Genomic DNA, 26,462 nt, shown 5'->3' with positions numbered 1-26,462 from the left:
AGCTGATCTTTTTTGTCCGAACAGCGTTCGGATTAATTTTACAATCTACCATATAGGCACATTTCCATTAAGTTCTTGAAAGCGCAAACAATAATGGTAAACTGGCATTAGGCACACTAAACGATGGATGGAGGAATTGACAGATGGGAAAAGTATTAGCTATTAACGCAGGGAGCTCAACTTTAAAATGGAAGTTATTTAGCGTCCCAGAAGAAACCGTGATTGCATCCGGCATGGTTGATCGCTTAGGTTTACCGGATTCAGTATTTGAAATTAAAAAAGCTGGTGGGGAGAAGTATTCTGAAACCCACGATCAAATCGACGCGCAAGAAGCCGCGGCGATGGTATTGACCCGCTTAAAGAGTGACGGGATTGTCGAACATTTATCCGAAATTACCGGGATTGGTCACCGTATCGTGGCTGGTGGTGAAGAATTCAAGGATTCTGTTGTGATTACCCCAACGACCTTGAAGAAGATTAAAGATTTGTCCGAATATGCGCCGTTACATAACCCAACGCAAGCTTACTATATTGAAGTATTCGAACAATTATTACCTAAGACAGTCCAAGTGGCGGTCTTTGATACGTCATTATTCGCAACGATGCCCGAAGTAAATTACTTATACAGCATCCCTTATGAATATTATGAAAAATTTGGTGCCCGTAAGTATGGGGCCCATGGGACCAGTCACCGTTACGTCGCTCATCGGACAGCGGAAATCTTAGGCAAACCGTTGGAAGACTTGAAATTAATTACGTTGCACTTAGGCTCAGGTGCTTCAATCACTGCCTTTGACCATGGCAAGGCCGTGGATACGTCGATGGGCTTCACCCCATTAGCTGGGATTACGATGAGTACTCGTTCTGGGGATATCGATGCGTCAATTATTCCATTCTTGATGCGGCATCTCGGTATTTCTGACGTCCAAGACTTTATTGATATCTTGAACCACAAATCCGGCTTGCTTGGGATTTCAGGCTTGTCACCGGACATGCGGGATTTGGATAAGACTAAAGACGAACGCAAACGTTCAGAATTAGCCTTGGAAATCTTTGCGAACCGCGTTGTGAAGTATATTGGGAGCTACATTGCTGAAATGAACGGGATCGATGCTTTGATCTTTACTGCTGGTGTCGGTGAAAACTCATTTGCGATGCGGGCGCGCATCTTGAAACAATTGAGCTACTTTGGCATTACTGTGGATGAAGAAAAGAACCACATGCACGGCAAAGAACAAGTGATTAGCCAAGACGGGGCAAAAGTGACTGTGATGGTCGTCCCAACTAACGAAGAATTAATGCTTGTTCGTGATGTGGAACGCCTCAATAAGTAACTTAACATTAGAATTGAAGAACGAGTTTGGACAATTGTCTAGGCTCGTTTTTTTATGAGGTGGACCGTAAAATTCACAAGTGGAAATCGTTAGTCTGTTGAATTAACTTTGTTATATTGACAGTGGAGATATTAAATACGTAATAATGGGGTGGTATCAATGCGTTTGAAAAAAGTAGTAGCGGTCTCACTATGTGCCGTCAGCTTATTAGGGTTAGCGGCGTGTGCCAGCAATAATAGTGCTTCGACAACCAAAAAGTCGGCTAGCACGAGCAGTAGTAATACGAAAATTTTGAGTAATGTGACTTATCAACACGCGGTGAAATACTATCGGGGTGGCACAACGTATTCCGGCAAAGCGAAGAGCCTGAAGTTGGATACGAAAAAGTACACGACCAAGACGATTACGGTTAATAAAAAGAAAATCAAAGTCCGGTGTTATACGAATTTGACGTATGTTAGCAAGCCGGTTAGCACGAAATATCAAACGATGAATATTTATGTGCCGGAAAAGTATTTCCATAACGGGAAAATCAATGGTTATACCAAGACGACGGCGCCGATTTTCATGCCGAATAATGTTGGCGGCTACATGTCGGGTACGGCGGGCACCTTAACTGGCGGTAGTAGCAGTGGAGCCGCTCCGAGTGGGAGTACCGGCAAGATGAGTGGTACCAAGCCGAGCGGAAAAGCCCCCAGTGGTAGTGGCAGTAGTACGAGCTTAAACGCTAACGGTGGGGCTTCCACAACGAGTGCGAGTCAAAAAGCGATTAGCGAAGGTTATATTGTTGCCGCCCCGGGTGCCCGGGGCCGCGATGCCAAACAAAACGGTAAGTATACTGGGAAGGCACCCGCGGGGATTGTTGATTTAAAAGCAGCGGTGCGGTATTTGAAATATAATTCTAGCCGCTTGCCGGGCAACACGAACCGAATCATTTCCGATGGGACTAGCGCTGGTGGTGCGTTGTCGGCCTTATTGGGTTCAACTGGGAACAGTAAAGCGTACGCTCCTTATTTGAAAGCTATCGGGGCCGCTAATACGTCGGACAATATTTATACGGCGGTAGCATTTTGTCCGATTACGAACTTAGATCATGCGGACAGTGCGTATGAATGGCAGTTCAACGGTATTAATAGCATCAGCGGTGGCGGGACGCCGGGGTCAACCAATACGGCGACGACGCTAACGACCAAGCAAAAAAAGGCGTCGCAGCAACTTAAAGCGGACTTTGTAACGTATGTGAACGGCCTGAACTTGAAAAATGGCAGTACTAAGTTACAGCTGAATAGTGATGGGACGGGGAGCTTTGCGACCTTAGTTGAAAAAGAAATCATGAATTCGGCGCAAACGGCCCTCGACAACGGGACGACGATTACGACGAAAAAATACCCGTGGTTAACGATTAAAAACAAGCAAGTAACCGCCGTTAATTTGACGAAATACTTCAAATCTGTCGGTCGGTCGAAAGCAACCCCGGCATTCGATGCCTTTGATATTAGTAACGCGGAAAATATTGAATTTGGCGATAGTACGACCAATGCCAAGCATTTTACGAACTTCAGTATGCAACGTAATACCGCTAAGCAAGCGACCCAAGCCGACAGTAGTATCGTGAAATTGATGAATCCGATGGCTTATATTGGGAGCGATAATGCGACCTTAGCCAAACATTTCTGGATTCGTTACGGTGAAAAAGACGCCAATACGTCGGTGGCCGTGCCAACGCTCTTATCACAGAAGTTGAAGAATGCAGGCGCCGATGTCAATTACCATGTGCAATGGAATACTGGTCACGCCGGTGATTATGACTTAAATGCCATGTTCAAATGGTTGAATAGCAAAATGTAAACAAAAAACTTGGCTAATCGTTAACGATTAAGCCAAGTTTTTTGTGTCGGCCGCGCGGACCATTTTGATATGTTCGGTATGGTGGAAAATAAACGGTGTGCCTTCAGCCGTGAACCCAAAGCGGGTATAGAAGTTTTGCACTTGAACTTGCGCTTCGATAATGATGGGCTGACCCGTAAAGCGCGTTGCTAATACGGTCATGACTTGGACCATTAATTGTTGGCCTAAGTGTTGACCACGCAAACTTTGGTCAACGACGACCCGGCCAAAACTAGCATGGCCGTCTTCCATAAATACGCGTGCATATGCAACGATTTTATTATTCACGGTTTTAAAGATATGGACCGCATGTGGGTCGATGTCATCGACTTCTTGATAAAGCCGTTGTTGTTCGACAACGAACGTTTTGACGCGTAATTGGTAAATAGCGTATAATTCAGTTGTCGTTAATTCGGAAAAAGTTTTAATAGACCACATGAAAAGGACCTCCTTAAGCATGGGGTCTAGTTTATCACCAAATGATTGCATATGCAATCATGGAAAGAGGCAGCTATGATTCCAACGTTACGTTTAATGGGGACGATTTCGCGCTTGGTTATGAATGAAGGTAACCAGCGCTTTGCCCAATATGGACTTAATAACAATCAATTTATTTATTTAATTCGCATTTGTGAGCAGCCCGGACTCTTTTTTAGTCAGTTGGCTGACCAGATGAAGATGGACCGCACGACGAATTATCGCGCGGTCCAGAACTTAATCAAGAAAGGGTACGTGGTTAAGACTGCCCATCCCGATAATAAAAAAGTCCGCTGTTTATATCCAACGGCGGCTGGAAAAGCGTTGTATCCGGAGTTGCACGCGTACGAACAGTGGTGTGCGAATTTAGTTGATGATAAATTAACAGCGGGGCAACAACAATTATTATTCGAAAGCTTAACGGTTGTTGAAACTAATATTCAAAATAAAATTGAGTAGGTTACTAATAAATTGTGAACAAGAAATTTATATGGCGTTTTAGCTGATTTTTCAGGGCGTTCAGTGTACGATAATAGGTAATTACGGAACCGGTTACGCCTTAATGGACCGGCGATGGGGACAGCGACTGGGACTAGTTGCGCGTTATCGCGGTGCCGGACGCTAATGATATGATGAAAGGGGCTAACTAACCATGGCTAAAACTTTAGTATTAGGTGGCGGATATGCTGGGATGCGCGCCATCAAATTTTTACAAAAGACTTTACCTAAAGAGGATCAATTGATCTTGGTTGATCAGACAGGAACGCATACCGAAAAGACGAACTTACACGAGGTCGCCGCGGGGACGATTGCGCCCGACCGAATTACTTATGATATTAAAACGGTAATTAGTAGCCGGGTTGACTTTATTCAAGCAACGGTCAACCACGTGGATGTTGAAACGAAGACGGTCAGCTTTGAAGACCATGCCGATATCGAATATGATTATTTAGTCCTCGCACTGGGCTTCCAATCGGAAACTTTTGGCGTGGCGGGAGCCGACGAAAATGCGTTACCAATGGATGATTTGGCGACTTCGCAAGCGGTCTATGCACATATTGAAGACCGCGTGCGGGCCTATGCGGAATCTAACGACCACAACGACTTAAAGATTGCCGTCTGTGGGGCCGGGTTTACCGGGATTGAATTACTAGGTGAATTAACCCAATCGTTGCCAAAATTGAGTGCCAAATATCAAACTCCAGCGATTAAACTCGTTTGCTTGGAACGGATGCCATCCATTTTGCCAATGTTTAATCAAGATTTACGCGACTATGCGTTGAAATTCATGGCTGACCATGATGTTGAAATGCGGTTAGGCGCTAGCATTGAAGCCATCAAACCTGGGGCGGTCGTTTATAGCGATGCTGATAAGAATGAACATGAATTTACCGCCAACACGATTATTTGGACGGTTGGGGTCAGTGGGTCGCATGTCATTGCCGACTCAGGCTTTGAACAACGCCGTAACCGCGTGGTCGTTAAGCCGGACTTGTCATTAGCTGACCATCCGGAAGTCTTTATCATCGGGGATGTTTCGGCGGTCATGGATCCTAGCAGCAACCGCCCTTATCCAACGACAGCCCAAATTGCGTTAGCTTGTGGGGAACAAGCGGCGAAAAATATTGGTGCGTTACGGGCTGGTCAAGCAACCACGCCATTCGTTTACCATTCCAGTGGGACCGTGGCTTCGTTGAGTGATCGCGATGGGATTGGCGAAATCTTCAGTAATAATCGACCGGTTAAAGGCTATCCTGCTTCAGCGTTGAAGAAAATTATCACCGACCGTTCCTTGATGGAAAGTGCCCACTTGAGCACGGTCTTCAGTAAAGGTCGTTTTGATTTATACCATTAAAATTATTGGTGGTTTGCCGTTGTGAGTCAGCGGTAATTCCAGCCGCCGTGGCGACCGGTTCGAGCCTGAAAAGCGGTCTCGAACCTCACTTTGAAGCTCGGCACAATTCACCAATCTTCAAAGATGTCGGTGCCGTAAGCTCGGCGAAAAGCACACCGAACTAACGCCACTTGCACGGCGGCTTCCATTACCACTGACTCACAACTAAATTGATTTTTTCTCGAAATTGGTGCGGCTACAATAGTGGTCGTGCCTTTTTAGTGTGCGCTATTTTTGCTGACACCTGACTAAACTATTTTTATATCATAAAGGGCCCCCGCTATGTCTGTTAGCGGGGGCCCTTGGTGTTCCATGATTAATTTAATTGGTAGCTGTTTTGTTGGTGATATTATCAAGATTGTTGGGCGTCAGCTTTTGGGGTCAGCGCCTTTTTGGTCCTTCCCATATTTGACTGGGCCAAGATTAAAGTTAGTCTGTTTGAATCTTAACGTGCCGCAATTGGCGACTAGCCACGCCAATCGCCACAATTAACAGAGTGCCGTAGAAGATGGAAACATACATCGAAACTTCACTGCTGAAATTCAAATTGGCGCTGCTGTTGGGATGTTGGAGTAATTGGACGACCACGGATAAATCAGTTAATGCGTGTAAAATCACCGGCAATAACAAGTTTTTCGTCCGGGCATACAAGCTCGCAAATAAGGTCCCAATCGCCATGGCGAACAGAATTTGTGGCAAGACGTAGGTCAGCGATAAGTGAGTACTGTTCATGATGTGTAAGCCCCCGAATAAGACACTGGATAAGGCGACGGCCACCAGTGGACGTTTCGGGAAACTGCGGGCAAATAACGGCATTAAGACGCCCCGGAAGATATATTCCTCCGTTAACCCGACTAAGATGATGTAGCCGAGATATAAGACCATCAAGACGCTGAATGGCAAGTGGACAATCTGAGCCAAATTGGCCGTTGCTAGCAAGCCGACCACGATGATGGCGGGAAGGGCTTGGTAAAGTTGTAACCACATTTGCCGACCTTGCCACCAGTTGATGGGCACATGCGCAATATAGCGGTTGAACAACCACACACCTAGTAAGACGAAGGCATCTTGGAAAATGCCGACCCAGCGTGTGGGCATTTTAGTGTAGTGAATCAAAAGGGCGGCGATGAAAAACAAAGCGATGACATAGATGAATAAAATAATGGCTAAACCGAAGCCACGAAAAAATTTGCGCATTGAACATTCCCCCAATAGAAGATAGTTTCCCCAAGTTAATAGCCTTAGAATAGCATAATTAAGCATCAGATGCGAAAACGGTTTATTTAGGTTGTCGGCGGTCGTTACTAAGCCGGACACCGTGGGGGAGACCTGGCGCCAAAATGCGGTCGCCAGGGCGCTTTTTAGCCCGGCGATAACCCGTTGCCAGTCTAAAAAGTCGCCCCCCATAGGCTAGTGGCCAAACCCGCCACCAGCATATGGCGACACGGTGCCCAGCTTAGTAACGACCACCTAAATAGTGATTTAACAAAATCAGTGTGACAATTAGTTAGTAAAAAGTAGCGGCCCGCGCGCAGTTAGGGATTGCGGCTGGGACACTACTTAATTTGAACGATTTTGAATTGGCATCAGTTTGTCGTTAATGCTACTTAGATCTTTGGTTGCTTAATGATGCATCTTGAATTCCAAGTACAAATCGTTATACAATCCGACATTTTCTGGGGATAAGTTGGAATAGATTTGTAAGTGACTGAGTGTTTTATTATCTGGATAAAATTGTTTATCCGTGCGAATGGCTTTTGGTAATAACGCCTCCGCTTTTTTATTTGGTGTGGCGTAGCCGATGTATTCGGCGTTTTGGGCCGCGTTTTTAGGTTCGCTCATAAAGTTCAAGAAGGCGTAGATCGCTTTGAAATGCTTGGCGGTCTTCGGAATGACTAAGTTGTCGAACCACAAGTTACTGCCTTCTGAGGGAACCACGTAATGCAGATGGGAGTTACCGGCTAACATTTCAGACGCTTCCCCCGACCAGTCGACCGCGACCGCTGCTTCATTTTGAATCATGTACATCTTGATTTCGTCGGCCACGACCGCTTTGACATTGGGTGACAGGCGGTTGAGCTTGTTACGGGCCACCGTCAATGTCGCCGGGTCCGTCGTGTTCATTGATTTGCCCATTGAGGCTAGCGAGAAGCCCATAATATCGCGGGCACTGTCGACGAGCATGATGTTATTTTTGTATTTCTTGGACCAGAGATCATTCCAATGTTGAATGCTGCCCGGTTGGACGTACTTGTCATTGTAAATAATCCCGAGCGTCCCCCAGAAATAAGGCACGGAATACTGGTTATGCTTATCAAATGCCAAGTTCAAAAAGCGGGGGTCGTAATTTTTCATCCCAGTTAACTTGGACTTGTCTAACGGTAACAATAATTTAGCGGCCTTCATTTTTTCAATCATGTAGTCGCTGGGGACCGTTAAGTCATAACTCGTGCCGCCTTGCTTTATTTTAGTAAACATCGCTTCGTTACTGTCGAACGTTTCGACGTTAACGTGGTAGCCGGTTTCTTTTTGGAACTTCGTCAACAAACTCGGGTCAATATAATCGCCCCAAGTGTATAAATTCAGCACTTTTTTACCGGTACTACCGGTGCTGGCTTGTAAATGATGGGCGCCAAACGCTAATAATCCGCATACCGCGAAGAGGGCGACTAACACACTAATTAATTTTTTCATGACCGGCGCCCCCTAACTGCGGCGTGCCGATGCCGACTGCTGTATTGGTTGATGAAGTAGTAGCCAATTACGAGGATTAAGGCCATTAAGAACATCAAACCGGATAAAGCATTAATTTCCAAGTTAATTCCTTGACGTGCCCGCGAATAAATTTCGACGGACAAGGTCGTAAAGCCATTCCCGGTTACAAAGAAGGTGACCGCAAAGTCGTCTAAGGAATACGTCAAGGCCATGAAAAAGCCGGAGAAGATGCCGGGCATGATATAGGGCACCACGACTTGGCTCAAGAGTTGCCAGTTGTTAGCGCCTAAATCAGCGGCGGCATCGAGTAAACTTGTGCTCATTTCTTGGACTTTCGGTAAGACCATTAAGACGACGATAGGAATCGAAAAGGCGATGTGGCTCAATAATACCGAGCCAAAGCCTAACGGAATCTTCAAGGCCGTGAAGAAAATCAAGAAACTCGCCCCGATAATGACATCGGGCGACACCATCAAAATATTGTTCAGCGATAATAACGTGTTTTTCGTGAGCGGGCGGGTCGTGTTGCTAATTCCTAGCGCCCCAAACGCCCCAATAATGGTTGCAATAATTGATGATAATAACGCAATTAATAACGTATCCAGAAAAATGGCAATTAAGCGACTATCGGCGAATAAGTCTTGGTAATGCGACCACGTGAACCCGTGGAAATTGTTCATCGTGGTGCCTTTACTGAATGAGTAGACGATTAAAAAGATAATCGGTGCGTATAACACGATGAAGACGAGCCATAAATATAAATTACGCCATTTGAAAGTCCGGGTTTTCATTTCGTCAGCCCCTTTCCAGAACGGCGCTTGTTACCGTTAGTCAGCCACATGATAATGACCATCGCGATAATCAAGACGACACCAATCGTCGAGCCCATGCCCCAGTTCATTGTCGTTAAAAAGTGTTCTTCAATCGCGGTCCCTAACGTGATGACTTTGTTGCCACCAATTAAACGGGTCAACATGAAGAGGGACAATGAAGGAATAAAGACGGCTTGGATGCCGGCTTTGACCCCCGGCATCGTCAACGGAAAGATGACCCGACTGAATGTTTGCCAATTAGTAGCGCCTAAATCGCGACTAGCATTGACATACGACGGTTTCAATTCGCTGATGGAGTTGTAAATCGGCAACACCATGAACGGAATTTGAATATAGGCAGCGACGAATACGAAACTAAAATTCGTGAACAAGAGTTGTTTAGGGCCGATGCCGATAAAGCTCAAAAATTGATTGGCAATCCCAGCTTGACTGAAAATGCCGATAAATGCGTACGCTTTTAAAAGCAAGTTGATCCACGTTGGCATAATGATGAGCAGGAGCCAAAGTTGCGGATGCTTGGTTTCATTGAGCAAATACGCCGTGGGGTAGCTAATTAAGAGCGTCGCCAAGGTAATTAAAAAAGCGTACCAAACGGAGTTGACCGTCATCATCAAATAGGTGCTGGATGAAAAATAAGTGACATAGTTATCGAAAGTAAACTGGCCGTCGATGTTAAAGAATGATTGATAAATCAATAATAAGACGGGCGCAATGACGAATAATAAAATCCATAAGATATAGGGGACAAAATAAGCCGTGTTGCGACTTAAACGTTGTTTTCGTTGCATCGTCACCACCCCCTAATCGTCTTCGTATTGTTCCAAGCGAGCATCAAAGGCCGCTTCAGTTTCGTGCAACCGCATGACATGAATGTCTTGCGGGTCAAAGGTCAACCCAATCGGCGTCCCCTCGTCAGCCGGATTAGTTGAATGCACGAGCCACTCATTATGGTCGTTATCATAAGCCACGATTTCGAAGTAGTTGCCTCGGAAGAGTTGTGAATCGACAGTGACGACTAATTTTCCTTGGTCAGCGGCCACAATATCTAAATCTTCGGGACGTAACACGACTTCTACGGCTTCGCCTGCTTGCATGCCGGCGTCGGCGCATTCAAACGTTTTTCCGACAAATTCGACTTGGTAATCTTGCAACATGTTACCAGGAATAATATTGCTTTCGCCGATAAAGTTAGCGACAAAGTGGTTGATGGGTTCGTCATAAATATCGACCGGCGTGCCACCTTGTAAAATTTTACCGTCATTCATGACAAAGATTTCGTCACTCATCGCTAAAGCTTCTTCTTGGTCGTGGGTCACGAATAAGAAGGTGATACCTAGGCGTTGCTGCAAGTCCCGTAATTCATATTGCATGTCTTTACGGAGCTTGGCATCCAGCGCGGAGAGGGGTTCATCTAAAAGTAAAACTTTAGGCTGCATGACCAACGCGCGCGCAATCGCGACCCGTTGCTGCTGCCCACCAGAAATCTCACTGATTTCGCGGTCACCAAAGTCGGCGAGTTGGACTAAGGCGAGGGCTTCTTGAACGCGCGTCTCGATTTCAGCTTTGGCGACTTTATGTAACTTCAACCCAAAAGCCACGTTTTCGGCCACGTTCATGTGGGGGAATAGCGCGTAATCTTGGAAAACGGTATTGACTTGGCGCTGGTTAGCGGGCAAGTCGTTGATGCGTTGCCCGTCAAAGTCAACTTCACCAGCCGTGGCGTCAGTAAAACCGGCAATCGTGCGTAAGATTGTCGTCTTGCCACAGCCAGAAGGCCCGAGCAACGTATAAAATTTACCAGCTTCGAGTTCTAAATTAATATCTTTGAGGATCTGATGGTCCCCATAACTTTTACATACATTGGTTAACCGAATAATCGGTTGCGTATTAACCGCCAATTTAAAAACCTCCTTGAGCTACAAGTAGGACGCGGTGGTAACGAGGGTGAACGTACATGGTTCGGTCCCGGCGTTACTAATCTGATGCGCCTTCGTAGCGTGAAAATATAACGTGTCACCTTGAGTGGCCGTATAGTGTTTGGACCCTAAGCGTAAGTTTAACTTGCCAGCTTGGACTGTAATGAAAGTCTCCGCTGGCGAGGGCTCAAAGGGTTTGAAGCGCCCGTTTTCAGCTAAGGTAATCGTGACCGGCTCGAGTTCATTTTCATTCGAGGCTGGTACTAACCATTTTAGCTGATATCCGAGGGCTTCATCGTCATAAGTCGTTTGTTCAGTTGGGTGATAAACAATCTTGTCACTCCGCGGTTCCGGCGCAAAAAAGGCCGCCGGTGATTCACCGAGCACTTCGAGAATCGCAAAGAAAGTTTCCATCGAAGGTGACGACTGATTGTGTTCCAATTGAGAAATATAGCCCTTACTCAAGTCGGTACGCTCGCCGAGTTCTTCTTGAGTAAGTTGTTTTTGCATGCGCAAGTTTTTAATGCGCTGACCGATATCCATGACCGTTCACCACCTTTTATTTGTTTTCTAACAGTAAACTTTAAGTTTAGTACGACCTTTAATTATAACGGAAATTTTCCGGGTGACAAGAGGGAAAATCATGGGTATTTGCTTAGTCGCCGTTACCAGCTGATCGTAATTCCAGCCGCCATGGGGACCGGTCCAAGCCTGAGAAGCGGTCTTGAACCTCGCTTTTGAGCCTGAAAAGCAAGTCTCAAAAGACGTCCGTGGTGTAGACGGGATAAAAACCAATCCCGTCAACGCCACCGCATGGCGGATTCCATTACGGTCAGCTGGTAGCTAAATAGGATTTCCTTAGCAGCGTGGACAATTACGTAGCTAATTAGATAAGCGTACAAATTTATAATGAAATCTGGGAACTCAAAGCAAGTCAGTTTGAGTATTGACATGCTAACCATAAGTATTGGTCCACGCTACTAAATCCGAAATACAATTTTTAGCCGGAAGTGGGCAGAGTTGGCGCCGTGTCGCGTCCCTTAGCTAGTTTTTTTGCTAGCTTAGGGACGGGGTCGTGTTGGTAGACTGACGGGCTTGGTCAGGCTGCCAACCGCCTAGCGAGACCGCTTTTTGGCTCGCTAGGGTTGCCCCACAGCGTCGTTTCAGTTAGCTGGAGCCGGAAATGCCAGTTAGAAAGAAAAACGACCTAAGACACATCGGTCTTAGGCCGTCACTGATTGAATTTTTAGTTGTTGCGGTAGACGACTTCGAAGACTTCGCTGACCATGGGCGTGTCCGGACTTAGGTTTTGACCATGTTCTTCTAACACGGGGGTGAATTCTTCGGTCTTGCGTTTGCGCCAGTCGCCGATGGAACGATCGCCGTCACCTTCGTGATAAGCGTGTTCGCCGGAGATCCGGTAAAATGGAATCAATTCGGAAACCACCGTTTTTAAAACTGCGGCTGGTTTCATGTTGCCGTCTAACAAGACATTGTAATCACCAACTTGTGGAATCGCCACTTGTTCGGCGGTATACGTATCAAGTGGAGTCGTGGTGGCAGTCTTGGTTCCGGCTAAAATAGCGTCGGCGAAGGCTTGCACTTCGGCGGGATTATTTTGTTCGCCGAACCAACGAGTTTGATATGAGGCTCCGTTGGTATCGGTAGTTTCGTTATAAGCTTTCCATAATTGTTCTGCTGATTGTGCTGGCATAGCATTCACCTAATTTCGATAAGAATGTTGAACTCGCGTTATTGTAAACGAATTCACAACCTTAGTATAGCATGTTGACTAAAAAAACGACATATTCGACACTGTTTTGTTACCGTTAGCAGTCAGTTTTCAGTAATTTTTAGCTACTCGTAAAGGGAACCAACTAACCAACGAAAACGGCCAAATTTTGCTATAATAAGGATACTTTTTGAGGAGGTTTTTTAGCATGCAAATTACACCGGTTAAAATGTCAGATTTGCCACAAATTATGGCGATTGAAAAGGCCGGCTTTTCTGCGGACGAAGCCGGCAGTGAAGCAGCTTACCAAGAACGCATCACCAAGTTACCAGACACGTTTTTAGTTGCGCGCGATGGTGCTGTGGTCCTAGGTTTTATCGTGGGTCCGGCCGTGCCACAACGTTACATTGAAGACGCAATGTATGACCAAACCCCAACGAACTTAGAACGTGGCGGTCATCAGCTCGTCTTTACTGTCGCAGTGTCACCGTTAGCCCGGAAGCAACACGTGGGTAGCCAATTGTTGACGGCCTTAGAAAATGATGCCCGGGCCAAAAGCCGTACGAGTATGGCGTTGACTTGTTTAGAACGTCTCGTCCCATTTTATGAAGCGAATGGCTATACGAATCAAGGCGTCGCGGATTCTAGTCATGCGGGTGAAACGTGGTACAACTTAGAGAAAGCCCTGGTGTAAACCATGAAGTTAGCGACGTTACAAGCACAGCTCCCCAATTTTGAAATTAAATTATTAACGCTGGCCGATCAAGAAGCATTATTAGCGCTGGAACAAAGTAATCCGCGTTACCACCAATACTTTTCCGCCAACGAATTGACCTTAGCGGAAATGGCTGACGACTTAACGGCCCATCCAACCGGAGTGGCCGCGGACCAAAAGCAAGTCTTTGGTTTTTATTTGGCGCACAAGTTGGTGGCGGTGTTGGATGTCTTGAATCAATATCCCGAACAAGACTTCATGTTTGTCGGCTTATTGATGGTCAATTCCGCTTATCAACGCAAAACGGTCGGTAGTGTGATTATTACCGGCTTAATGCAAGCGGCCTTACACAGTGATATTCACTGCTTGCAATTGACCCGCGTCACGGCTGACACGGGCGTCAAACAGTTCTGGGAAAAGCTCGGCTTTGAAGACGGCGACCAGTTATTCTTACCATTAGCTGATAATGGTCGTTTGGCCGTCACGACCATGACTCGAGTGTTAGTTTAATCTGGAACGTCCTTCATTTTTAGAAGGGCGTTTTTATTAGTTGTTTCAACCAAATAAACTAGTCATTTTGTCAGGAATGACGGGGCTTTTCAGCACTATCAATTATTAAAATAATTCTAATCGGATTCTTAAGATAACGCTCTCATAAACTGATGCGATTCGTGTTACACTCGGTACGACAAAATTAATAGGAGGTCATTTTAAAATGATCAAGCACTGGGGCAAAGTGGACACGGAAATGTTGATTGCCGCGATTGTATTATTAGCAGTTGTCTTTTACTTCTTCGAATTAACCGCTAGTTTGATGATGAGCGCAGTGACGTTCCCGATTAGCGTTATCGTTTTATTGGGCATCATGGAATATGCGGCCCACGAATTACGGCGGAAATAGGTTTAGGGTGAGCTACGGTTGAGGAGCCGTGGCTTTTTTGTTGCGATTTTAAATCCGGGTAATTAAAAAATTTTAGATTGTGTGGGCAAAAACAGCCTGATGAAAGGAAAACTTTCATCAGGCTGTTTTTCTTTAAGTAGATTAACGACATATTTGTTTGAAATTGAGTGGTGTTAGAAACCGCGTGTTAAAAATGGATTGTGCTGAATGTCTTCTGGTGAAGTTGAAACTGAGATTGACATGTATTCAGGTCGGCAGTAACTCAATGAATACTCGACAATGCCGTTGTCACTATACGTATGACGCGCTTGTTCTAGCAAAGGGTTACCAACTGGAACATCTAATAAGCGTGATTGAATAAAGTCTGCCGCCGTTGCGGTGATTTTGATTTTTGTTGAGACGAATCTTGTGCCGTAATGCTCTTCAAGAAATTTGTATAGAAAATAAATTTGACCGTCATTTTTTTCCAAATTAGCAAAGTCACGATAACGTAAGTAGCTCACAACGTATAAAAATGAAGTATCGCCAATGATTTTTTCTCGTTGCAGACGATAAACTTTTTCAGCTTCACGAATGTTTAAATTGTTTGCGATGTCAGGTGTGGCCGGAATGACGTCGATGGTTGAAGGCTGACCAACGATATCTTCAGTATTACGCCCTTCGAAATCGGTACTGACTTCAGTTTTTCCCATTAACGTGAACGCATACCCTTGTTGACGTTCGACTGGTAAGATTTCAGTTCCTCGGCCTTGAGTAACTCGGAGAAAATTATCCGCTTTCAAAAGTTTGATTGCATTACGAATGGTTGTGCGACTTGCTTTAAAGAGAGTCATCAAGTCGGTTTCAGTCGGTAAAAAACTCCCTGCTGGATATGTTCCGGCGATAATATCGTGGCGTAATTGATTATAAATATCAACATATTTAGGCGTGGTGTTTTTTGGCATAGTAAGACCTTCTTTATTTTGATTTTCAATATCATTATAGGTACTAATTAGATATGAATTCAAGAGATGAATACCATTTTTTGCATGAATTGTATTGACGGATGCCGAATCAGCCTCTATAATCTAGGTACGTTTTGAAAACGTTTACACTTAAACATATCCAAAACGTCTTGCAAGCGTATCTAATTTTGGGAAGAAGGATTTAAATATGAGTCAAGAAAATATTTGGGCGCCAACGGGTCAAACAATAATTGATGGTAAGATGGCTGACGTTGCAGATTATTTACGGTTGGCTAATAACGGTCGGGGTGCGGATCCTGAGGCTTTTATGAAGAGTGAATATGGACAAGCTTACGGTCGGTTGATCAAACTAGGTTTTCAGTTTGAAGAAGATCCAACTGGAAAAGCAATAACTGAATTTTATGCCAAATTAGGGCTTAATCGGCAGATGTATGAAAACGACGATTATTACAAACGGTGGTTATTAATTACGCCACAAGAATTGGCAACTCAGGCGGCGCTTGGCAAATATTATCCCGTTGTGTTTGTTAACCATGGTGGCTCAGTGCCAGTACCAGTTGATGAATTTCAGTGTGGTTGGTGGCAAGTAGCGGCGGATGAACGCATTATTGTCGTGATGTTACAAAATACGAACTGTGAAAATGTACAACGGGTCTTAGACCGACTAGAAGAACTGTATCCGATTGATACTGAAAGGGTCTATATGACTGGGGAATCGCAAGGTGGTTACGAAGTCACTTCGGCATTATTCCGAATGCCAGCGCGGATTACTGCAGTAGTAACGTGTGGTAATGATATTTGGCGTGACTGGGATAACTTTAATGTGCCTTTTACCGATACCGAAAAGAAGAACCTTAAGGATACCTTTGTACCATTTATGCAAGTTGTGGGGCAATATGAAGCTTCAAGTTTTGCACCGGTCAATGATTGGTATGCGCGTAAAGAGTGGGGCCGCCATGCTGATGCTTCACACACGTACGTTGATCCTCGTCGTGATGATCAGCGTGATCCGACCCATATTGTCGGCGGTAAACGGCCGTTTTCCGACTTGCCGGAACCACCAGTGGGTGTCGATAAGCATGCCTGGATGATTGAGCGTTTAAATACGCGGATGGCTAGTTTGGGTTGTGCCCCACGTGATGTGGCAACTTGTATTAGTTACTTAGACAATCCTGAAATCGATTTGCATAAAGCGATTGGCTTTTATGGTGATGAAGAGCAAACAATGGAATTTTATGGCTATAAACATTGGCGCTTAGACATTCACAATCGGATAGGCCTAGATGCGTTTCGGTATGTGGTTGTCGAAAATTCTGGCCATCATTGGCCAGTTATGGCGGCTAAGCTTGGTTGGGATTTTATGAAACAATTTCGTCGCGATACAGCAACCAGTAAGATTGTTGCGGATACTTATCAACTTACACGTTAACTAGAGGGAAGGAAAGTATTATGGGTAATGTAACAAGTGAAGTAAAGCATGATTCCAAGGTTAAGATTTTGAGCCTAGCATTTGTCGGTTTGTTGTTGGCCTATTTTCTGGTGAACCTATCATTGAACATGGCGAATAACTTATCGACACCATTTGCCAAGTCGTTAGGGGCTACCCCCGTGGTTATTGGGGTAGTTGCCACTGGTTTTACGTATGGGTCCATTGTATTCAAATTAATCTCGGGACCAGCAATTGATTCATTTAATCGTAAAGGATTGTTGTTAGGGGCTGTGGTAATTATTGCAATCGCCTTTTTAGGAGATGCATTTGCTACCTCGGTTCCGATGTTAGTTACCTTCCGGGTATTACAAGGGGTCGGTCAAGCCTTTACTGCAACGACTTTTATCGCAATTGCTGCCGATACGTTGCCGCGTAAAAAGATGTCTGCAGGGATGGGAATCTTCGCTTTGGGAACTGCGGCGTCAACTTTATTAGGTGCAGTTGTCGGATTAAAAGTACAAGAAGCAACTAGTTTTCGAACGGCATTTTTAGGGTCATTCTTTACTTTATTAGTCGGATTTGTTGTCTTACTTTTCATTAAAGTTAAACCAGTGAATGCTAAGAAATTCAAAATCACGTTGTCCGGCTTTATCGCAAAAGAAGCCTTGGCACCTGCATTTATGCAATTCTTCTTCATGATGGCTTGGTCATGTGTCTTCGCATTTTTAGTGGTTTATGGTCAAGAGCAAGGCTTAGGCAGTAATGTCGGTTTCTTTAACACTGCATATGGGCTAGCAGTTTTTGTTGCCGCGCCGTTTGGTGGCAAGCTAGTTGATCGCTTTGGTTATTTAATGGTTATTCCGATGTTAGTCTTGATGGCAGTATCTTTATGGATTATTAGCTTTTCAACTAATTTGTGGATGTTATTAGTTGCTGCGGTCGTAGGAGCTTTTGGCTATGGCGCTGCTGGTCCGGTTGCTCGTTCGATGGACATGAACGTCGTACCCGAAAATCGCCGTGGTGCTGCTAGCAGTACGTTATTTGTTGCTTCCGATATTGGTCAATTAGTGGGACCAGTTGTTGGCGGTATCTTGGTATCTGCTTTTGGCTATGGTACGATGTTTCGGATTGCACCAGTATGGGTTTTACTGGCAGCGCTATTAGTCATCTTCACGCAAAAATATATCAAAAATAAGATTGCAGCGTTAGCACCCGAAAAAGAAGTAGCGACAATGCAGGCGGATGAGGCTAAGGCAGAATAAATTTGCAACCGATAGTTGGTTTGGAGGTGTACTCGGATGAAGTTAGTAGGTGTCGTCAAACATCAGAATCCTGAGCCCGACGACTTAGCGTCAACACGGCCACTAGTTGTTTTGAATCCGCGGAGGATAGTCATGGCAAAATCACGTCAGAAACACGCATTTGCAATTATCTTCTTAGTCTATTTGATGATTAATTTAGGGTTGAACTTTGGTGAAACCTTAGTATCACCATTTGCCAAGTCCTTAAATGCAACGCCTGTTTTGATTGGAGTTTCGGCTACTGGCTTTACGTATGGCTCGATTGTTTTCCGAGTAATCTCAGGACCGGCGATTGATTATTTTAATCGTAAGCGACTGTTGTTGATTTCAGTAATGATTATTACCGCTTCGTTTTTAGGCGAAGCTTGTGCCACATCAGTACAAATGTTAGTTATTTTTCGTATCACACAAGGGATTGGACAGGCATTTACTGCGCCGGTTTGTTTAACATTGGCTGCCGGAGTGGTCTCACGCAAAAAAATGGCTAGTGGCATTGGGACATTGGCTGTTGCACGTGGGGTTGCAACGTTACTGGCACCGATTGTTGCGCTCAAAATCAGTGAAGTCACGAGTTATAAAACGAGTTTTGTGATTGCGGCCGTTATTGAAAGCGCTTCTATCATTGCTATTTTAAATATGCATGTTGTTAGTCCACAACATACAAGGCACGAACATTTCAAAGTGTCGCTAAATGGAGTTATTGCTAAGGCGGCCATTCCACCGGCCTTGTTACAATTCTTTTTTATGATGGCTTGGTCAAGCGTCTTTGCATTCTTAGTCGTTTTTGGTCAAGAACAAGGTTTAGGGAGTAATGTTGGCTTTTTTAATACTGTATATGGGATTGCAGTATTTGCTGCGGCGCCATTAGGAGGGCGGTTAGTTGATCGTTACGGTTACTATATGTTGATTCCGATGTTACTATTAATGGCGCTGGCGTTATGGGTCATCAGCTTTGCGGCTAATTTATGGTTGCTATTAATTGCGGCCGTTCTCGGCGCTTTTGGTTACGGTGCGGCCGGACCAGTAGCCCGGTCAATGGCAATGAGCGTTGTTCCTGAACAGCGGCGTGGTGCTGCCAGCAGTACGTTGTTTGTAGCTTCGGATGTCGGTCAGTTAGTTGGTCCCGTGATTGGGGGGCTGCTAGTAGCCCACTTTGGGTATGCGGTGATGTTTCGAGTTGCACCTATTTGGATTTTAGTCGCAGCGATTTTATTATTAGTCACTAAGCCTATGATTGAACGAAAGGCCCTTGAGACGTCTGCAGCTATGGAAAAAGTTGAATGATTTTCAATAAAGAACTTGGCCATTACTGAGTTCTTTTTGGCCTTTAAGGTTACGTAGTTATTTTTTAGACGGACGACTACTCCTTTAAGTTGTCGTGTGATGTTACTTATTTTAGGATCAGAATTTCAGTTAATTTGCTGTTGACGGAGTTCTTTTCCCAACTGGGCAGTTATCCACCCATGGAAAGTGCTAAGATAGAATATTATATTATCGAGTTAGTTATCGTTACGAATACATGGGTGGGTGAATTTTTGAAAAATAAAATGTTATCAGGAACATTTTGGATGTCGTTTGGGAGTATCTTTTCACGGGTGTTGGGGGTCGTTTATTTGATTCCGTGGCTAATGATGCTCGGGTCCCAACAACATCAAATGACGGCCCAAGCGATGTTCAACGCAGCTTATACACCGTATGCGCTGTTCTTATCGTTAGGAACGTCCGGTTTTCCAACGGCGATTTCCCGGAAAATTGCCGGTTATAATGCGGAGAATCGTTATTTAGACAGTCAGCACTTATTCAAAGCCGGCTTGTTATTCATGAGTATTTCCGGGTTGATTTGTGGGAGCTTACTGTTTGTTTTTGCACCGGCAATTGCAAAGAGTTCACCGGTCACGTCGTATCAAGCGACGACGTTAGTGATTCGCTTCTTAACGCCAGCGTTATTCATTTTGCCGGTCATGAGTATTATTCGGGGTTATTTCCAAGGTAATCAAGATATGAAGCCCTTCGGAATTTCCCAATTGATTGAACAATTTGTGCGGGTCATTGGGATTTTAGGCGCGTCGTACGTGAGCTTTATCGTCTTAAAACAATCTTTGACGATGGCGGTTGGGTTGAGTACCTTTGCGACGTTCTTTGGCGCGATTGCGAGTTTGTTATACTTAGGGTATTACTACCAACAACGGCGACCGCAATATCAAGCACAACTGTCACAAAGTGCGCCGGCCACTAAAATGAACTTAAAAGCGGACTTTATGACGATTATTAAAGAAGCCATTCCGTTTGTTTTTGTCGGGGCGGGCATTACGCTGTCACAATTGGTCGACCAGTTCACGTTTAAGCAAATTATGTTACACGTGACCACCCAATCGGCCACCGCAATTCAAAATTTATTTACGTTATTTTCAGCCAATCCCAATAAAATTACGACCGTCATCATTTCGTTGGCGTTAGCCGTCTCCGAAACAACGTTGCCAATTTTGGCGAGTGTGCAAGGTGATCGGACTAAGGTGACTAAAGTTATCGTGAATAATTTTAAAATGTTGTTTGGCTTAATTGCCCCGATGATTATTATTTTGGCGTTACTAGCGCCACAAATTAATACCGTCTTCTTTGGTTTTGACCAGCAAGGTGGCCAACTGATGCGCTGGGCGATTATCGTGAGTTTACCATTGGCGGTCTTTACCGATGTCTTCACGTTAATTCAAGCGCTTGGTCAACATCGGCGCGCCGTGACCTTATTAGTCGTCGTTTTAGCGATTAAGGCGCTCGCCCAGTATCCGTTAGTCTTATTGTTCCATGCTAACGGGGCGTTACTAGCGACTTTTATCGCCTTTGCTAGCATCAGCGTCGCTGGCACCGTGTACTTGCTCAAGGCTTGTGATATTAAGTTAAAAAGCAAAAATTCCGACGTTACTACTATGTTTGCCGCCGTGCTCCAATTTTTAGTCGTGGCGGTAGTCGTGTATATCTTAGGTGATCGCTTATTCCCTGTCAGTGACCGCGTGCTAGCGTTTATCTTCGCGGCCGTTGAAGGGGTCATGATGCTCGGCGCGTTTGGCTTGTTTGGATCATTTTACAGTATGCCTAGTATCGCACTGAATTTGAAGATTGGTCGGCAGTATAAACAATATAAGCATTTTCGTTAGATTGTGCGTCCGCAATTTGACCATTAAGATTATAAAAGGTACCAGCTGAAATTTGAAATTTCGGTCTGGTACCTTTTTCGATTTATTGTTCAGTTGCTAATGGGTGACGGCTTGCACGGCTAAATCAGTCACCGCTTCGCGTGAAGCAGCGTGAAAACCGTGGTCCGCGTCTTTTAACAGGTGTAAAGTGGCGTGCTGATAGACGTCACGATACTTTTCTGAAGCGCTCAAAGCCACCACGGTATCGTGGTCGCCGTGAATTAAATCGACAGGGCCGGTATAACGTTGCGCCACTTCATAGATAGGCAAAACTTGAGCCGACCGAATATAAGCGCCGCCGACTTTTAAGTTGTCGCCGAGTTTAATCGGGACGGCATCTGGCACATGGTCGGGGTCGTAGGTGATGCCTTGTAAGACACCCTTTTGCGCGTCAGTTTTTAAGGTCGCGGCCGGCGCCATCAAGACGAGATGGGCGATGTATTCTGGATAAAGTCCCGCCAGCATACTAGCGACCACGCCGCCTTGCGAATGACCCATCAGATAAATTTTGCGGACGCCAGTCAAGTGCCGCGCATAGGTTAAAATGGCTTCACCATCCGCGATTTCGTTGACGACGGTCATGTTTTGAAAGTCGCCATCACTTTTACCGGAGCCGTTAAAGTCAAACCGCAATGTCGCAATATTTTGGGCAACTAACTTTTCACTGAGATGATACAAGATGTGATCCGGCGTAAAGCCGCGATTCGACGTAAACCCGTGCATTAAAATGGCGAGGTCAAACGTGGCTTGGTCATCTGGTAAAGTTAACGTGCCGCGAATATTGAGGTTATCGCGGCATACTGTAATTTCTGATGTTTTCATATGGTTACCTTCTTTAGTTAAGTTGAGTCACTTAAACTAGAAAGCGCTTACTTATATCCCGAATTCATTCTAGCATGGGACTTTGTGGATTTTAGGTTAATAATTAACCACTATTCGGCGATTATTGACGAGCTTGGTTTTTAATCCGCCAGTTGCGCGCACTACTATGCGTATATTTTTGAAAGGTGCGATCCATGGCCCGTAAACTCCCAAACCCGGTGTTGATGGCAATCGTCGTGAGCGTGTCTTCGCTGTGCAGGAGGGCCACTTGGGCTTTTTGACACCGCACGTAGGCCAGATATTGGTACGGAGTCGTGTCCAAATTTGCCTTGAAAAAGCGCACCAAATATTCCTTTGAGAGATGCACGGCGGCCGCAATATCTTGGATTTGCAAGTGTTCTTGGTAATGTTGCTCAATATAGTCAGTAATCGCATTGATGCGCGTTTGTTTGTCGTCACTGTTCGGTAACGCAAACATCTTTTGGCGCCCGAAGTGTTCAATCATGGTCATTACTAATAACATGAGCAATGCCCGAATTTTCAAAATGGTGAGTTCATTTTGTTCGGCCATAAATAATCCCAGCAATTGATTCAACAATTGTTGTAGCTCGCGATACGCTTGTTGCTGGTCGGCGGTGAAGTTTTCGGGGTGATTGAGGTCGAACTTAATTTGATTAATTGAGGCATAACAATCTTGTAAGTACGCCATGGGAAAAACTAGCGTTAACGCGGCTGGTTCGTGCCCATCCGCACTAGCTTGGTGCGAGCGCACGCCATGAATTTCGTCGGAATTAACGACTAAGATGCGCCCCGGCGTTGTCTGAAAATGGTGATTTTCAATCATAAAGTCATCAATCGTATCGCTGAGGGTATAGTTCAATTCGACGTCATCATGCCAATGCCGATGGACCACGACATCTTTGAGGGCCGGATGAATAATGAATAATACCGGGAGCTTTTTGGTCGTATAAATAAATTGGCGCGGATAAGCCATCACAATCACCTTCTTGTCTTCATCATAGCATGATTGACCGCGGGCTTGCCAAGTTTTAGTGAGGATGGAATTGCCCGCAGTTGGCTGACCGTAATTCCACCGTCCTGGGACCGGTCCAAGCCTGAGGGGCGGTCTTGGACCTCGCTTTTGAGCCTGAAACCCGAGTCTCAAAAGGCGTCCGTGGTGTAAACGGGCCAAAAACGCCCGTTAGCGCCACTTTCAGGACGCTTCCATTACGGTCAGCCAACTGCTAATTTTAGCTTAGTTTCACAACAACATTAAGCATCGAAAATTGTCGCTTCCATTACCGCTGTCGCCTAACTAAACTGATTTTTTGATTAAAGTTGTGCGACGATAATTTTTGGGGGAGTGCTATCGTGTCCGATTGTTTTTAATCATTAACTGCATTAAGTGTCATACCAGCATCAAGTAGGGGGCTACTTTTTTCAGAATTATGTCAGTTCGTCTGACAGATGAGGATAAGCCAGGGTCAGTAGATAGTTGAAACCAGCTAGTCTTTGAAAGCCTTTTCGTTTATTTGTAAAATGATAGATGATTTCTATTGATTATCGCTAATTATTTTATTGATTGTACTAACAGATATGCTATACTTCAAGTGAATTAGTTAACATGCTTGCTATATCCCATAGTTAGTTTCTTGAGAGTATGTTGCGCTAAGACGTTTTTAAGGTTGGATTTAGTGTGCTTTTAAATTGTTGATTACTAATAATTTAAAAACTCACAAGTTCATGATGCTTTGACGGCTGACGCAGCGGATTGGAAACGAAGGCTATGGGTCTTTTTGTGTCCTCGACTAAGAAAAGCGAAGGTGAGTAGCATGAAGAACAAGTATGTACCAACCAGTGTGAGTCTTTATATTAATTATTTGATTATTGGGATGGCCATTTTAATCTTGCCGCAAAATATGGATGTGTTAGCAAAACAGTGGCATACCAATATTGCTGGCGTGTCAGTCGTGATTGCGGCCGTTGGGATTGGGCGCTTAGTTGTCTCGTTAGTGTCCGGGATTTTATCCGATAAGTTAGGCCGCAAGCCGTTTGCGGTGCTGGGGGCGGCGACTTATATTACTTTCTTTGTTGGTATTCTATTAAGTCATTCATTGACGATGGCGGTTGTTTTTGGCGTGCTTGCCGGGATTGCTAATTCGTTCTTAGATGCGGCCACCTATCCAGCGTTGATGGAAATGTACCCGCAACATAAAAGTGCGGCTAACGTGGTGATTAAAGCCTTTGTTTCCGCTGGGCAATTCTTACTACCGTTGTTGATCAGTTTAATTGTGATGAATAAGTTGTGGTATGGCTGGTCGTTTGTCACTTGTGCGGTGATTTTAATTTTAAACGTGGTCTTTTTACTTGGCTTCTCACGTTTTCCAAAGCGTCAAGCGACCCCCGCTGCTGCGGCGACCACGGCAACGGTCCAACCACAAACTAGCAAAGGCAATGTTTGGATTGATGGCGCGCTCTTCGCGTTATTCGGCTTCTTATCGCAAGGTATCTTTTTACTCGTCAGCACGTGGTTGACGAAGTACGGCGAAACCGTCATTAAGATGGGCGATGTCAGCGCGCGGGCCTTGGTCAGTTATTACAGTGTCGGGTCAATTACGTGTGTCTTGCTCACGATTTACTTATCCCATCGTGGGGTTCAAGATGTGCAATTCTTATTAGTTTATACGTTGATGTCATTTTTATCATTACTCGTGATGTATTTATTCCCCATTGCGTGGTTATGCGCCATCATGTCATTTTTGGTCGGCTTTTCGGCAGCCGGGGGCGTGATGCAAATCGGCCTGACGATTATGGCGACATTTTTCCCGAATGGCAAGGGGACCGTTACTGGTGTTTCGCAGACCGCGGCGTCGATTTCGGGGTTCGTCGTTCCACTGTTTGGGGCCGCGCTGTCCGCAAATATTGCCAATATTATTTTATTAGATGTTGGTATGGCGTTGGCTTGTTTCGTGGTAGCAGCCTTGATTGTTTATCGCTATCATCGCTTATTTAAAACGGCTGGCAAACCCGTTAAAACAAAAACGACCGCAACTTTATCCAAAATGTAAGTGATTTAATTAAGGGGTGTCATCATGAAAAATAAATATTTACCAACTAGTATTAGTCTGTATCTCAATTATTTGATTGTCGGCATGTCGATTATTATTTTACCTCAAAATATGGATGCCTTGGCCAGTCAGTGGCACACGACGTTAGCTGGTGTTGCCATTGTCATTTCGGCGGTTGGGCTTGGGCGGATGTTTATTTCGCTGATTTCGGGGGTCTTATCGGACCGCTTTGGTCGGCAACTGATGATTCGGTTAGGGACTATTTTGACGATAATCTTCTTTGCCGGGGCCTTGTTGAGTCGGTCACTTTATCTAGCTATTGGCTTTGCCGTGTTAGGCGGTATCGGTGGGGCCGCCTTAGATTCCGGGACGTATCCGGCGTTGATGGAAATGTTTCCGCAACATCAGTCGATCGCTAATGTGGTGTTAAAAGCGTTTGTGGCGATTGGTCAGTTTATTTTGCCATTATTGATTAGTGTGATGGTGCTCAACCGACTCTGGTACGGGTGGTCATTTGTTTTAGCGCTGGTTATTTTAGCCCTCAATATTTTCTGCCTATTTCGCTTTGCTAAGTTCCCCGATGACCAGCCGGCAACGGCTAAAAAAGCTGTGACCGCAACGACGCCGATGCAACATCCTGGTAACTTATGGATTGATGGGGTATTGTTTGCGATTTTTGGCTATACCGCGGATGGGATTTTCTTGCTCGTCAGCATCTGGATTACCAAGTATGGGCAAACGGTCGTGCAAATGAACGATACGCAGGCCCGGTCGTTAGTCAGTTATTACAGTGCCGGGTCGATTATTTGTGTGCTAGTGACGATTTGGTTGTCACATCGGGGTGTGCAAGATATTCAATTTTTGATGGCGTATATGTTGACCTCACTGGTTGCCTTGACCATTTTGTATCTATTCCCGACGCCATTAATTAGTACCATTATGGCCTTTGTCGTTGGTTTTTCAGCGGCGGGGGGCGTGATGCAAATTGCCTTGACGATTATGGCGTCATTTTTCCCCAATGGTAAGGGCACTATTACTGGGCTAGTCACTACCGCGTCTTCGGTGGCTAGTTTTACAGTGAATGTGTTTGCGGGGATGATGGCGAATAATATTGCGAATATTATTTTATTTGATGTTGGGTTAGCCGCCATCGGATTTGTGGCGACGATCTTGATCACGATGCGTTATCATTATATTTTTGGCAAACCGTCACAGCAGTTAGTGGCGAAGCCTTGAAATAAAAAATAAGTAAAAAGCTTGCAATCGTTTTCTAAACTCGCTA

The 26,462-nt window shown here is 45.0% G+C and carries 24 protein-coding genes; 13 read left to right on the top strand and 11 right to left on the bottom strand.

What is annotated here, in order from left to right:
• Nucleotides 1–143: 143 nt before the first annotated feature.
• Together DY78_RS13700 and DY78_RS13695 are read left to right on the top strand one after the other, a co-directional pair.
• A complete protein-coding gene (locus DY78_RS13700; RefSeq protein ID WP_024623641.1) occupies nt 144–1,334 on the top strand; it encodes an acetate/propionate family kinase in 1,191 nt (396 codons plus the stop codon).
• Nucleotides 1,335–1,499: 165 nt separating this feature from the next.
• Complete coding sequence (locus tag DY78_RS13695; protein WP_156093390.1) at nt 1,500–3,182, top strand: subtype B tannase; 1,683 nt, start codon at nt 1,500–1,502, stop codon at nt 3,180–3,182.
• A 27-nt stretch (nt 3,183–3,209) separates the two neighbouring features.
• On the opposite strand, the gene DY78_RS13690 is transcribed toward DY78_RS13695, so the two are convergent.
• Nucleotides 3,210–3,659: a GNAT family N-acetyltransferase gene (locus tag DY78_RS13690; RefSeq protein ID WP_024623643.1), complete on the bottom strand. Its 450-nt coding sequence runs from the start codon at nt 3,657–3,659 to the stop codon at nt 3,210–3,212.
• Nucleotides 3,660–3,734: 75 nt separating this feature from the next.
• Here DY78_RS13690 and DY78_RS13685 point away from each other — a divergent pair, with 75 nt between their 5' ends.
• Both DY78_RS13685 and DY78_RS13680 read left to right on the top strand, forming a co-directional pair.
• Nucleotides 3,735–4,157 carry a MarR family winged helix-turn-helix transcriptional regulator gene (locus tag DY78_RS13685; RefSeq protein ID WP_024623644.1) on the top strand — a complete coding sequence of 141 codons (423 nt, stop codon included), beginning with the start codon at nt 3,735–3,737 and terminating at the stop codon, nt 4,155–4,157.
• 193 nt (nt 4,158–4,350) lie between these two features.
• A complete protein-coding gene (locus DY78_RS13680; protein ID WP_024623645.1) occupies nt 4,351–5,553 on the top strand; it encodes an NAD(P)/FAD-dependent oxidoreductase in 1,203 nt (400 codons plus the stop codon).
• A gap of 468 nt (nt 5,554–6,021) precedes the next feature.
• Here DY78_RS13680 and DY78_RS13675 read toward each other — a convergent pair whose 3' ends face one another.
• The 7 genes from DY78_RS13675 to DY78_RS13645 all read right to left on the bottom strand — a co-directional run bounded on the left by DY78_RS13675 (nt 6,022) and on the right by DY78_RS13645 (nt 12,770).
• Entirely contained in the window at nt 6,022–6,789 is a 768-nt protein-coding gene (locus tag DY78_RS13675) for a CPBP family intramembrane glutamic endopeptidase (protein WP_024623646.1), read from the bottom strand.
• A 426-nt stretch (nt 6,790–7,215) separates the two neighbouring features.
• Complete coding sequence (locus DY78_RS13670; protein WP_024623647.1) at nt 7,216–8,286, bottom strand: ABC transporter substrate-binding protein; 1,071 nt, start codon at nt 8,284–8,286, stop codon at nt 7,216–7,218.
• Complete coding sequence (locus tag DY78_RS13665; protein ID WP_024623648.1) at nt 8,283–9,098, bottom strand: ABC transporter permease; 816 nt, start codon at nt 9,096–9,098, stop codon at nt 8,283–8,285. The genes DY78_RS13670 and DY78_RS13665 overlap by 4 nt, the downstream gene beginning before the upstream one ends.
• The gene (locus DY78_RS13660) at nt 9,095–9,928 is read right to left on the bottom strand and encodes an ABC transporter permease (protein ID WP_024623649.1); all 834 of its coding nucleotides are present in this window, start codon (nt 9,926–9,928) and stop codon (nt 9,095–9,097) included. The genes DY78_RS13665 and DY78_RS13660 overlap by 4 nt, the downstream gene beginning before the upstream one ends.
• A gap of 12 nt (nt 9,929–9,940) precedes the next feature.
• On the bottom strand, nt 9,941–11,038 hold the full coding sequence (locus tag DY78_RS13655) for an ABC transporter ATP-binding protein (protein ID WP_024623650.1): 1,098 nt from the start codon (nt 11,036–11,038) through the stop codon (nt 9,941–9,943).
• Between the two features lie 18 nt (nt 11,039–11,056).
• The gene (locus tag DY78_RS13650; protein ID WP_024623651.1) at nt 11,057–11,599 is read right to left on the bottom strand and encodes a helix-turn-helix domain-containing protein; all 543 of its coding nucleotides are present in this window, start codon (nt 11,597–11,599) and stop codon (nt 11,057–11,059) included.
• A gap of 703 nt (nt 11,600–12,302) precedes the next feature.
• The gene (locus DY78_RS13645) at nt 12,303–12,770 is read right to left on the bottom strand and encodes an ASCH domain-containing protein (protein WP_024623652.1); all 468 of its coding nucleotides are present in this window, start codon (nt 12,768–12,770) and stop codon (nt 12,303–12,305) included.
• A gap of 226 nt (nt 12,771–12,996) precedes the next feature.
• On the opposite strand from DY78_RS13645, the gene DY78_RS13640 reads away from it, so the two are divergent.
• The 3 genes from DY78_RS13640 (at nt 12,997) to DY78_RS13630 (ending at nt 14,404) form a co-directional block, all read left to right on the top strand.
• Complete coding sequence (locus tag DY78_RS13640) at nt 12,997–13,482, top strand: GNAT family N-acetyltransferase (RefSeq protein ID WP_024623653.1); 486 nt, start codon at nt 12,997–12,999, stop codon at nt 13,480–13,482.
• A gap of 3 nt (nt 13,483–13,485) precedes the next feature.
• A complete protein-coding gene (locus DY78_RS13635; RefSeq protein WP_024623654.1) occupies nt 13,486–14,013 on the top strand; it encodes a GNAT family N-acetyltransferase in 528 nt (175 codons plus the stop codon).
• A gap of 205 nt (nt 14,014–14,218) precedes the next feature.
• Nucleotides 14,219–14,404, top strand: a complete 186-nt coding sequence (locus tag DY78_RS13630) for a hypothetical protein (RefSeq protein ID WP_024623655.1) — start codon at nt 14,219–14,221, stop codon at nt 14,402–14,404.
• 173 nt (nt 14,405–14,577) lie between these two features.
• Here DY78_RS13630 and DY78_RS13625 read toward each other — a convergent pair whose 3' ends face one another.
• Nucleotides 14,578–15,348, bottom strand: coding sequence for a GntR family transcriptional regulator (locus DY78_RS13625; RefSeq protein WP_024623656.1), 771 nt, complete (start codon nt 15,346–15,348; stop codon nt 14,578–14,580).
• A 208-nt stretch (nt 15,349–15,556) separates the two neighbouring features.
• On the opposite strand from DY78_RS13625, the gene DY78_RS13620 reads away from it, so the two are divergent.
• The 4 genes from DY78_RS13620 (at nt 15,557) to DY78_RS13605 (ending at nt 21,251) form a co-directional block, all read left to right on the top strand.
• Nucleotides 15,557–16,798, top strand: a complete 1,242-nt coding sequence (locus tag DY78_RS13620) for an alpha/beta hydrolase family protein (protein WP_024623657.1) — start codon at nt 15,557–15,559, stop codon at nt 16,796–16,798.
• 20 nt (nt 16,799–16,818) lie between these two features.
• Nucleotides 16,819–18,060 carry an MFS transporter gene (locus tag DY78_RS13615; RefSeq protein ID WP_024623658.1) on the top strand — a complete coding sequence of 414 codons (1,242 nt, stop codon included), beginning with the start codon at nt 16,819–16,821 and terminating at the stop codon, nt 18,058–18,060.
• Nucleotides 18,061–18,192: 132 nt separating this feature from the next.
• Nucleotides 18,193–19,383 (top strand): MFS transporter, encoded by a 1,191-nt coding sequence (locus DY78_RS13610; protein ID WP_169817102.1) that lies wholly within the window; start codon nt 18,193–18,195, stop codon nt 19,381–19,383.
• Nucleotides 19,384–19,634: 251 nt separating this feature from the next.
• Nucleotides 19,635–21,251 carry a putative polysaccharide biosynthesis protein gene (locus tag DY78_RS13605; RefSeq protein WP_024623660.1) on the top strand — a complete coding sequence of 539 codons (1,617 nt, stop codon included), beginning with the start codon at nt 19,635–19,637 and terminating at the stop codon, nt 21,249–21,251.
• A 96-nt stretch (nt 21,252–21,347) separates the two neighbouring features.
• Here the strand turns inward: DY78_RS13605 and DY78_RS13600 are convergent, their stop codons facing one another.
• Both DY78_RS13600 and DY78_RS13595 read right to left on the bottom strand, forming a co-directional pair.
• Entirely contained in the window at nt 21,348–22,112 is a 765-nt protein-coding gene (locus tag DY78_RS13600) for an alpha/beta hydrolase (RefSeq protein WP_024623661.1), read from the bottom strand.
• Between the two features lie 121 nt (nt 22,113–22,233).
• A complete protein-coding gene (locus tag DY78_RS13595; RefSeq protein WP_033612192.1) occupies nt 22,234–23,106 on the bottom strand; it encodes an AraC family transcriptional regulator in 873 nt (290 codons plus the stop codon).
• An 838-nt stretch (nt 23,107–23,944) separates the two neighbouring features.
• Here DY78_RS13595 and DY78_RS13590 point away from each other — a divergent pair.
• Both DY78_RS13590 and DY78_RS13585 read left to right on the top strand, forming a co-directional pair.
• Nucleotides 23,945–25,180, top strand: a complete 1,236-nt coding sequence (locus DY78_RS13590) for an MFS transporter (protein ID WP_024623663.1) — start codon at nt 23,945–23,947, stop codon at nt 25,178–25,180.
• 24 nt (nt 25,181–25,204) lie between these two features.
• Nucleotides 25,205–26,416 (top strand): MFS transporter, encoded by a 1,212-nt coding sequence (locus DY78_RS13585; protein WP_024623664.1) that lies wholly within the window; start codon nt 25,205–25,207, stop codon nt 26,414–26,416.
• The last annotated feature ends 46 nt before the right edge of the window (nt 26,417–26,462 follow it).

Origin of the sequence: Lactiplantibacillus fabifermentans DSM 21115, from assembly GCF_000498955.2 — a bacterium.
Taxonomy (GTDB): domain Bacteria; phylum Bacillota; class Bacilli; order Lactobacillales; family Lactobacillaceae; genus Lactiplantibacillus; species Lactiplantibacillus fabifermentans.
The sequence above is the reverse complement of the archived record's forward strand: the minus strand, read 5'-3'. Positions and strand labels throughout refer to the sequence as shown.